Here is a 9,734-nt window from a genome sequence, read left to right on the forward strand (position 1 = left end):
AGCTGCGGATCGGCAAGGAGGTTAAGCAATGAATCTCGGGATGCGTTTCCGAAGAGCGGACGCTCACGAAAAGTCAAGCGCGCGCTGCTGGCATGCGATCGAAACAACGCCGCTCAGCGAAGTCCGACGCATTCAAGAAGAGAAGCTGATCGCGCAGATGGCCTACTTGCAGGCCAACTCGGAATTCTATCAGAAGAAGCTGGGCGCGGCCGGTGCGAGGTTCGACGACGTGCGCACTATCGATGATCTGCAGAAGCTGCCCTACACGTTCAAAGCGGAGATCCGCGACAGTCTTGCCGCTCGCAAGCCTTTCGGCCTCCACCTCGCGGCCAAGCCCGAAGATATAATTCAGATGCAGGCGTCCTCCGGCACTACAGGCAGCCCATCTTACGTGGCTCTGACCGAATCCGACGCCGCAATGTGGCATGAAATGTCGGCACGCTGTTTTTTCGCAACCGGGGTGCGGCCCGGCGACATGGTGCTGCATGCCTTCTCGCTGGCCAAAGGCTTTGTTGGCGGCATCCCGGTCATGCAAGGTTTGCAATACTTGGGCGCCATCGACATCCCGATTGGTGCCGATGGCGGTGCCGACCGTCTCATCCGAGCTTGTGCCGACATCCGCCCGCGCTGCGTGGTCGGTGCGCCAAACTTTGTTCTGCACTTGGGTGAGAAAGCGCCTGAGATCCTTGGCATTCCCGCATCGCAGCTTGGCGTCGAGCGGGTCATCGTGGGTGGCGAGCCGGGCGGTGGCATCCCCACCGTCCGCCGCCGCATTGAGGAGCTGTGGGGCGCAAAATGCACCGAGTTACTTGGTGGCACGGACCTCGGTGTGACCTATTGGGCCGAGTGCGACGAACAGTCGGGCATGCACATGGTCAGTATGGACTACATTATTACCGAGCTGCTCGACCCCGAAACTGGCAAGATTATCCCGTTCCAGGACGGGGCCCGGGGTGAGATGGTCTATACGGCGATAGGCCGTCAGGCGAGCCCGCTGCTGCGCTTCCGCTCCGGCGACTACATTGACGTCCTGGCCACCAGCTGCTCGTGCGGGCGAACAGGGCCAAAGATCCGTTGTATCGGTCGCGCCGACGATATGCTGATTGTCCGCGGTGCCAACGTCTTCCCCTCAGCCATCCACAGCATCATCAACGAAATGATGCCCGAGACCAACGGGGTTGTCCGCGTTGTTGCCGATTTCGAGGGGCATACGACGCAGTCGGCACTCAAAATCATTGTCGAACGCGGACCCCACCGTCCGCCCAACAGGGACGACGAACTAAGAAACAAGATCGAGACGCGTCTTCGCGATGCGCTGGTATTCAAGGCCGACGTCCGCATTGTGAAGCCCGACACATTCGAGAAACCCGGCGCGGCGAAGGTTGCGCTCACTCTTCGCAAATACCCCGATCTGTCATGACAATCCTTAAATCACTTCTCGATAAGGGTTCGGAGAATTTCCGGGCCAATGAGACGCACTATCGCGCGAGAATCAAAAGGCTGCACGAACTGCGGCTGGAGCAACGTGCCGGCGGCCCGCTGAAGGCACGGGAGCGACACGAGGAGAAGGGCAAGGTCCTGCCGCGTGATCGCGTCGAACGGCTGATTGATTCAGGCACCCCCTTTTTGGAACTGGGTGAACTTGCGGGCTTGAATAAATATGAAGGCGTGCCCCCTGGCGCTGGCATCATTACCGGCATCGGCATGATCGAGGGCCGGCATTGCATGATTATTGCAAACGACGCCACCGTAAAGGGCGGCACTTATTTCGGGATGACGAGCAAGAAACACGTTCGCGCCCAGCGCGTCGCTTGGACCAACCGGCTGCCAGTGATCACACTGGTCGACAGTGGTGGGGCTTTTCTGCCCGAACAAGCAAATATTTTTCCCGACGAAGGCCAGTTCGGCTCCATCTTCCACAACCAAGTGGGCATGTCGGGCGATGGCATACCGCAGATTGCTGTTGTGATGGGACCATGTACCGCGGGTGGTGCCTATATCCCGGCATTATGCGATGAGGTCGTGATCGTGCGCGGGCAAGGATTTATGTATCTTGGCGGGCCCGAATTAACGTTTGCCGCGACTGGCGAGAAGGTCGACGCCGAGACTTTGGGCGGCGGGAAGATGCATTGCGCGATCTCCGGCGTGACCGACCACTTGGCCGAGAATGACGCCCATGCGCTGGCGATTACTCGGCAAATCGTGGCACATCTGGGCGAAAAGACCAGTCCTCGGAAAATCCCCATCGTTCCGAAGCCTCCCGTTTATCCGGTTGATGAAATTTACGGCATCGTCAGTCGTGACGCCAAGGTACCGACGGATAATCGCGAAATCGTCGCGCGGCTGGTCGATGGCAGCGAATTGCACGAGTTCAAGCCGCTGTATGGCGACACATTAATAACTGGTTGGGCTCGCATTCACGGCCATGAGGTCGGCATCCTGGCCAACAACGGAGTGCTTTTCGTCGATGCAGCTCTGAAAGCGGCTCATTTTATAAATCTATGCGTGCAACGCGACATTCCGCTGGTCTTTCTCGTCGACGTTAATGGGTTCATGGTCGGTCGCGAAGTGGAACAGGCGGGCATCGCTAAGGCTGGCGCCAAGATGATCACTGCTATGTCGTCGGCCCGCGTGCCGAAGTTTACGGTGATTACCGGCGGCTCCTACGGCGCGGGCTACCTCGCGATGTTGGGCCGACCGTTTCAGCCGGACGCCATGTTTGCCTGGCCGAACGGACGCGCGGCTATCATGGGGCCAGAGCAGGCAGCGAGCGTGCTGGCCCAAGTGCGTGCCCAGATCAATGACCGCGAAGGTAAAATTTGGACGGCCGAAGAGGAAGAGGTCTTTAAAGCTCCAATTCGCCGGGAGTACGAGTCATTTCAAGACGCGTACAATTTCGCTTCGAATCTTTGGATCGACGGCGTTATCGAACCCGCTGAAACGCGCGATGTGCTGGCGCTGCTTCTGGATGTAGCTTCCCGACGTCCGAAGGTCGACAGTCACTTCGGCGTTTTTCGGTTTTAGGTGTGCGACACCATGCGTATTAAGTCTCTTCTCATTGCCAACCGCGGCGAAATCGCATGCCGGATCGCACGCACGGCTCGCTCGCTCGGAATCGTTCCGATCGGCGTCCATTCTGACGCTGACGCCGAGGCGTTGCATGTGCGCGAAGTCGGTCGGTCGCTCAGGATCGGAGGCGGACCCGCTGTCGAAAGTTATCTGCGGATCGACGCGGTGATAGCGGCCGCTCGGCAAGCCGGAGCGGACGCAATCCATCCCGGCTATGGCTTCCTCGCGGAAAATCCGGACTTCGCTCGTGCGGTGGAGGCCGCCGGTATGATCTTCGTCGGCCCTACCGCCGAGACACTACAGCGGTTCGGCGACAAGGCCAGTGCTAAAAAGGCCGCGACAGCCGCCGGCGTGCCGGTCATTCCCGGAGGCCATGGTGTCATGTCCGACCCCGATCAAATCGCACGGGCGGTACGAGAAGTTGGGCTTCCGGCTCTTTTGAAGGCCGTTGGGGGCGGCGGTGGGCGCGGTCAGAGGCTGATCGACAATGAGGCTACGCTGAAGGCCGACATCGAGAGCGCGCAGCGCGAGGCGAAATCCGCTTTCGGCTCCGAGGGACTTTTGCTCGAGCGCTTCCTGCCTGCGGCGCGCCATGTCGAAATACAAATCGCCGGTGATGGCACAGGCCACGTGGTGCACCTCTTCGAACGCGACTGCACGCTACAGCGCCGCCATCAGAAGGTGATCGAGGAAGCTCCCGCCTGGGGTCTCCCGCGGCCACTTCTCGATCATATCGCCCAGGATGCGGTCCGGCTTGCGGAGGCGCTGAACTATCGTGGGCTAGGCACTGTCGAGTTTCTTGTGCTAGGCGAAGAGTACTTTTTTCTGGAGGTCAATCCCCGAATCCAGGTCGAGCATCCGGTAACCGAAGCGGTCACCGGATTGGACCTCGTGGCGCTGCAGCTGCGCATCGCAGAGGGCGCAGGCTTGGGCCTGACCCAAGATCAGATCACCTGCACGGGGCATGCTGTGGAGGCTCGGCTCTACGCCGAGGATCCGCGGATGCAGTTTTCTCCTTCAACAGGGCGGATCACGGCGATTTCGCTGCCCGACGGTCTTAGGATTGATAGTGGCGTTGAGGCAGGCGACAGTGTTAGCCCTTTCTATGATCCGATGATTGCAAAGCTCATCGTGCATCATTCCGATCGGGATGCGGCGCTGGCGCGCCTGGCTCAAGCGTTGGATCACGTGGTTGTGGACGGGGTCGAGACGAACCGTACCTTTCTTGCTGCACTCACCCGAGACGCCGATTTTGCGCGAATGCAGGTGCATACCCGCTGGATCGACAGTTGCATCGATGCACTAACCGCCGCTCCGCAGCGCTCGGATGGGCGGCTGTGGCAGGCGGTGGCCGCCGTTCTGTTCGTCACCCGTGGCCGCGCCGACAGCGATGCCAACCCTTGGCGCAACCGTGATAGGTTTACCGGTTGGCGGCTCGGCCTTGGCGGCGCTCTGGAGGAGGCAGGCCAGCGTGTGATCCTCGCGCATCCGGGAACATCCGGCAAAGAGCTGCGCGTCAGCCCGGTGGGAAATGACAACCTCTTTGTTGTCTACAGCGACGACAGCATGCCCTTGGCGCTGAACGCAACTGAGCTTCGATCCGGCCGCTTGCAGATCACGCATGAGGACGAAACGATTACCATCGAAGCGCGCGTCCGAGGCAATTCGATCGAAATCGACACGCCTGGCGGCCGTCTGCTGTACCAAGCGTCGACATCGCTGGCTTTCGCTGAAGTAGATAGCACTGCGGACCGCATTCTCGTGTCTCCTCTAACCGGCACAATTGTGAAGGTATTGATCGACGAGGGGGCCTCAGTAGCGGCCGGCGAGGTTGTGGCGATCCTGGAGTCCATGAAGCTTGAGATCTCGATAAAGGCGATGGTTTCGGGAGTGGCGAAAAATATATCCATCTCGCGAGGCGCAATGGTGGACCGAGGGCAGCCAATCGTCGAGATAACTCCCTTAGAAAGTGAGAGTTCATGAGCGATTTTCCAAAATTCGTCGAGTTTAGAGAAGAGGGACCCCGCGAGGGGTTTCAGATCGAAAAAAAGATCTACCCGATCGAAGAACGGGTCGAACTGATCGATATGCTCAGCGAAACCGGGCTGAAGCGGATTCAGGTAGGTAGCTTCGTCAACACCCAAAAGGTGCCCCAAATGGCCGATACAGCCGAGCTGTTCAAGCGCATTAGGCGGGTGCATGGCGTAAGATACACGTCGCTCTGGCTGAACGACAAGGGCTTTCGCAAGGCGCTCGCAGCGCCTCAAGTCGATATCGATCCGCGGCTATTGTTCTATCCATCCGACACATTCTCGCGAAAGAACAACGATGCTTCCTCGATGGAGATGCGCGAGAAGCAGCGCGAATGGGTCAACCTCTACAAGCAGGAGGGCTACACTGTCGACACGGCATATGTGATGACCGCATTCGGATGCAACTTCGAAGGACCGATCCCGCAGGACCGGGTCTTAGACGATTTCCGTTTCGTGCTGGATCTCTGCGCAGAAGAAAATATTCCGCTACCGATCCTTGTTGTCGCCGACACGATGGGGTGGGGCAATCCTGAGGCAGTTAAGCGCATGATCGGGGCGATAAGGGAAATCAAGCCGGATGCGCGCATCGGCATGCACCTGCACGACACCAGGGGCCTCGGCATAGCCAACATCTATGCGGCGCTTTCTATGGGCGTTGACATGTTTGAGAGCTCCGTCGCAGGACTGGGCGGATGCCCGTTTGCTGGTCACGGCCATGCGCGCGCGGCCGGGAATGTCTGCACCGAAGATGCAGTTTTTTTGTGCCATGAACTGGGCATTGCGACTGGCGTCGATCTCGATAAGCTCATTGCCGCTTCCGTTTATGCCGAAAAGATAATTGGTTCACCACTAATGGGCCGTGTGATGCATTCCGGCGGACTCGATAAGTACCGTAAAGTTTAGTTGAGGAAAAACCGAGATGGCTAAGTTGCTCGACGGAACTGGTGCTGCGGCAACTCAATTTTAGATATGCTGCAAACCGTACGTCGACGGCGGTGTTAGCGTTCGAATTCGAAAAGGGCGGCCAAATCGCAGAGCGATCTATCACAACGGCAGGAATGCGACTTGGTTAGAGTGACCGAGGGAGGAATTGATGCCGGAAATACTCCTGGCTGCGGGTCAGGCCAACGTCTATGGCCTGTTCAGAACCTGTGCACGAAAACAGCCATCCAGTGCCGCGATCGAGTATGAGGGGCTAACCGTTTCATACGGTGACCTTCTGAAGAGGGTCGACGCGATTGCTTCCGCGCTGCTCGGCCGAGGTGTCAATCCTGGCGACCGTATCGCGATCCTTTCGCATAACCGTCCTGATTACGTCGAACTGCAGCTGGCTGCAGCTGCAATCGGGGCCATCGTTGCTTGCTTGAACTGGCGACTTTCGCCGGCTGAACTCAAGCATTGCATCGAACTGGTGGAACCGGTGATGGCTGTCGTCGAGCCGGAATTACATGCGACGTTTGCAGCCGTGTCGGAACTGCCGACAATCCAAGTCGGCCCTGAGTTGAGCCGAATGAGCTCGTCGGCCGCCCTCGATTCTCGGCTCGGCACGTTGCTTGAAAGTGATGAGGAGGGGCTGACCATTCTTTTCACCTCAGGAACCACGGGGCTGCCCAAGGGCGCACTTGTCAGCCATCGCGCACATGTGGCGCGTGCGATGGCTTTTTCGGCTGAATTAATGCTGGACCCACGTGACGCGTTCGTTGCTTGGGCGCCCATGTTTCATATGGCATCGACCGACCATATGCTGGCGACACTCATGCGGGGTGGTACGGTCGTCATCATAAACGGCTTCCAGCCGGAAGCGATCAATATGGCGTTGTCTCAGCACAAGATTGGTTGGCTGGTGATGATGCCGGGTGTGGTCGACGCATTCATCGAAGAGCGAAAAGCGCGACCAACACCCATCAAAGGCATCAAAATCTGTGGCGCCATGGCGGATCTCGTACCGCGGCATCAAATTTCGGAATTGACCCGCCTGCTTGACGCTCCCTATCTGAATTCCTTCGGCGCAACGGAGACCGGTCTTCCGCCAGCAAGCGGTTCTGTAATAGAGGTCGGAGTGACGCCGACCGATCTCGCCAAACGCATTTCTTCATTCTGCGAGATCAGGCTGGTCGATCCGCTTGACAACGACGTACCTGATGGCGAGCCGGGTGAAATGGTGGTCCGAGGACCCACGCTTTTTTCGGGCTATTGGAATGCGCCGGAAACCAATGCTGTAGATTTCAGAGGCGGTATGTTCCATATGGGCGATACATTTCGGCGGCTTCCTGATGGACGTGTGGATTTCGTTGACCGGGTAAAATACATGATCAAGAGCGGAGGTGAAAACGTTTACCCAGCCGAGATCGAGCGAGTGTTACTGGCTCATCCAGCAGTTTTGGAAGCGGCGGTAGTCAAGGCTAGTGATCCAAAATGGGGAGAAAGGCCCGTAGCGTTCGTCGCTTGTGACGAGGCAAACATATCCGCCGATGAAATCTTGCGGCTCTGCAGCGAACGCCTCGCCGGATACAAACGGCCAAGGGAGATCCGGTTCATTGCGTTCGATGATTTTCCGCGTTCGACCAGCGGCAAAGTCCAGCGTCACGTTCTCGAAGATCGGCTGAAGGATCAAGCTTCTGGCAGCCGAACACGTAACGCTGACTGATCGGAACTGCTATGACGATCTAGGCTTTCGGCGGAACTACGAGGCCTTTGTATCGTACTTGATAATGTATTTGTTCTTTGCAGGCCGGTTAGTGCCAAGGTCTGTCACCTGCGTTATTGTCGGGCGATAAGCGATCGCGCTCTCAAGCGAGCAGAAAATGAAATAGCCCTTTGGCGACAGAAATCTCCGGCTCCGCCTGCCAACTCACGGCTTCGACGCTTGCCATCCGACGCCCTTTTCGTAAGACCGTCGCCCGCACATTCAACGGCTCTGCGATGGCGGGCCGCAGGTAGTCAACCGTAAGGTTGATTGGCTTCAGACTTCGATTCCTGAGATCTTGCCAAACTGCGACGGATGCCACCGCCTCCATAACACTGGCAATGATGCCGCCATGATAGTAGTTCATGACAGGATTACCTATATAGCTTTCGGAAAAGGGCATTTGGGCAGCGACGTGTCCCTCCTCAATGTTCACGATGGTAAAGCCGAGGAACCTGAAGAAGGGCCTCTTCATCAGTAGCGTGTTCGTTTCCTCGGGCGTCATTCTGGTTTCCGCGGTGTTGTTTGGATATCGAAAAGATTTCTCTCGCCTCGTGTGAGAGCGAAGGTAGCACAGCCACGTGCGACTTCGTCGCCCTTGTCATCATCGAACCAGATAACGCCGGAATTGAAGGCAATATGGCGGGTCTGGTGATAGCATTTGGCGCGGACCAACACGTCGGCGCGGGATTGTGCCGGTCGAAGATAATCCACGCGCAGATCAAGCGTGGCCATCGTGCTGATGTCGTCGATCGCGATGAAATTGACCAGCCCGAATACACTGTCCAGCAGCGCAGTCAGCACTCCGCCATGGAGAAGAGTTGGTGGCTCGTCGATACAAAAAGCGGGATTGAACGGCATCCGGACGGTTACGCCGTCAGGCCCGTGCCCCTCAATCCGCAAGTTCATGTGGGTAATGAAACCCTTGGCTCTCGTGATCCAGAGAGTGCTGATTTGCTCAAAGCGTTGCTGTTCTTTGAGGAGCATCGGTGCGACCTTAGCTGATGACTATTGAAAAAAATAAGCGCGGTTTCTTTCAGTTCATGGAGATTTTGACTCTTCGAGGGGAAGCGGCGTTGTCTTGACAACAGCAACCCATTTCAGTGCTTTCCTCTGTAGGCCGCTCGAGCGCCGTCAAAATGCGAGGGTGCGCAAGCAATACTCCGGATGCGGAACGGTTACGAAATCAGCCATGTCGGCGATCTCCGCGTTGACGGTTGGCAAACATTTCGGTGTTGATCATGTCACGGGCATCGTGTGCTAGGTGAAGGGTTTCGCCGCCGTCTACGTACCAATCTTCGCCGGTGATGAAGTTACCTAACTTCGACGCAAGAAAGACAATCGCGCCAGCGACATCCTCGGGCGAGCGGTTAAACTCATTCCATTTCTGTGGTGGGATCGGATAGCGACCGAGCGCCTCCGTCTTTACAGTGCCGGGTGCTACGCAATTTAGCCGAATGCCGTATTTTGCCCACTCGGCGGCGAGGGTCTTCATCAGTCCGGTCACGCCGGCGCGTGCAGCGGCGGTATGAGCAAAGCCGGTCAACGCGGTGCGGCTGACCGCCGTCACGAATACGATGGAGCCGCCATGTTCGAACATGAAATGATCGGCGACAGCGCGCGTCATCTGCCATGATCCAACTAGATTGTTACGCACTACGGCCTCAAAACCCTTGTTGGTGATATCGCGTGCGGCGGCAACATATTGCCCACCAGCGTTGTTGACCAGGACATCCAGCTGCCCGTAATTCTCTTTAATCCGGCGCATCGCAGCAGTAACACTTGCTTCATCTCGGATGTCGCCTGAGATTACCAATGCTTCGCCGCCCTGGGCACGAATCATCTCGGCGGTTTGCTGCAGCGGATCCTCGCGGCGGGCGAAAAGCACGAGCTTTGCACCACAGAATGCCATTTCAAGCGCGGTAGCGCGGCCCATGCCAGAGCCG

At 57.6% G+C, this 9,734-nt stretch carries 8 protein-coding genes; 5 read left to right on the forward strand and 3 right to left on the reverse strand.

Annotation, left to right across the window (positions count from 1 at the left end):
* The first annotated feature begins 28 nt into the window (after nucleotides 1-28).
* The 5 genes from JHD07_RS01755 to JHD07_RS01775 all read left to right on the forward strand — a co-directional run bounded on the left by JHD07_RS01755 (nucleotide 29) and on the right by JHD07_RS01775 (nucleotide 7,749).
* Nucleotides 29-1,420: an AMP-binding protein gene (locus JHD07_RS01755; protein ID WP_024343086.1), complete on the forward strand. Its 1,392-nt coding sequence runs from the start codon at nucleotides 29-31 to the stop codon at nucleotides 1,418-1,420.
* Nucleotides 1,417-3,024: a carboxyl transferase domain-containing protein gene (locus JHD07_RS01760; RefSeq protein ID WP_024343087.1), complete on the forward strand. Its 1,608-nt coding sequence runs from the start codon at nucleotides 1,417-1,419 to the stop codon at nucleotides 3,022-3,024. The genes JHD07_RS01755 and JHD07_RS01760 overlap by 4 nt, the downstream gene beginning before the upstream one ends.
* A gap of 12 nt (nucleotides 3,025-3,036) precedes the next feature.
* The gene (locus JHD07_RS01765; protein ID WP_024343088.1) at nucleotides 3,037-5,052 is read left to right on the forward strand and encodes a biotin carboxylase N-terminal domain-containing protein; all 2,016 of its coding nucleotides are present in this window, start codon (nucleotides 3,037-3,039) and stop codon (nucleotides 5,050-5,052) included.
* Entirely contained in the window at nucleotides 5,049-6,005 is a 957-nt protein-coding gene (locus JHD07_RS01770; protein ID WP_024343089.1) for a hydroxymethylglutaryl-CoA lyase, read from the forward strand. The genes JHD07_RS01765 and JHD07_RS01770 overlap by 4 nt, the downstream gene beginning before the upstream one ends.
* 190 nt (nucleotides 6,006-6,195) lie before the next feature.
* Complete coding sequence (locus JHD07_RS01775) at nucleotides 6,196-7,749, forward strand: AMP-binding protein (RefSeq protein WP_024343090.1); 1,554 nt, start codon at nucleotides 6,196-6,198, stop codon at nucleotides 7,747-7,749.
* Nucleotides 7,750-7,891: 142 nt separating this feature from the next.
* On the opposite strand, the gene JHD07_RS01780 is transcribed toward JHD07_RS01775, so the two are convergent.
* From JHD07_RS01780 to JHD07_RS01790, 3 genes are all read right to left on the reverse strand, one after another.
* The gene (locus JHD07_RS01780) at nucleotides 7,892-8,293 is read right to left on the reverse strand and encodes a PaaI family thioesterase (RefSeq protein WP_024343091.1); all 402 of its coding nucleotides are present in this window, start codon (nucleotides 8,291-8,293) and stop codon (nucleotides 7,892-7,894) included.
* Nucleotides 8,290-8,775, reverse strand: coding sequence for a PaaI family thioesterase (locus tag JHD07_RS01785; protein WP_024343092.1), 486 nt, complete (start codon nucleotides 8,773-8,775; stop codon nucleotides 8,290-8,292). The genes JHD07_RS01780 and JHD07_RS01785 overlap by 4 nt, the downstream gene beginning before the upstream one ends.
* Nucleotides 8,776-8,974: 199 nt before the next feature.
* Nucleotides 8,975-9,734, reverse strand: a 760-nt coding sequence (locus tag JHD07_RS01790; protein ID WP_291618370.1) for an SDR family oxidoreductase, incomplete at its 5' end; no start/stop codon positions are given.

This window comes from Bradyrhizobium sp. (assembly GCF_016462955.1).
Taxonomy (GTDB): domain Bacteria; phylum Pseudomonadota; class Alphaproteobacteria; order Rhizobiales; family Xanthobacteraceae; genus Bradyrhizobium.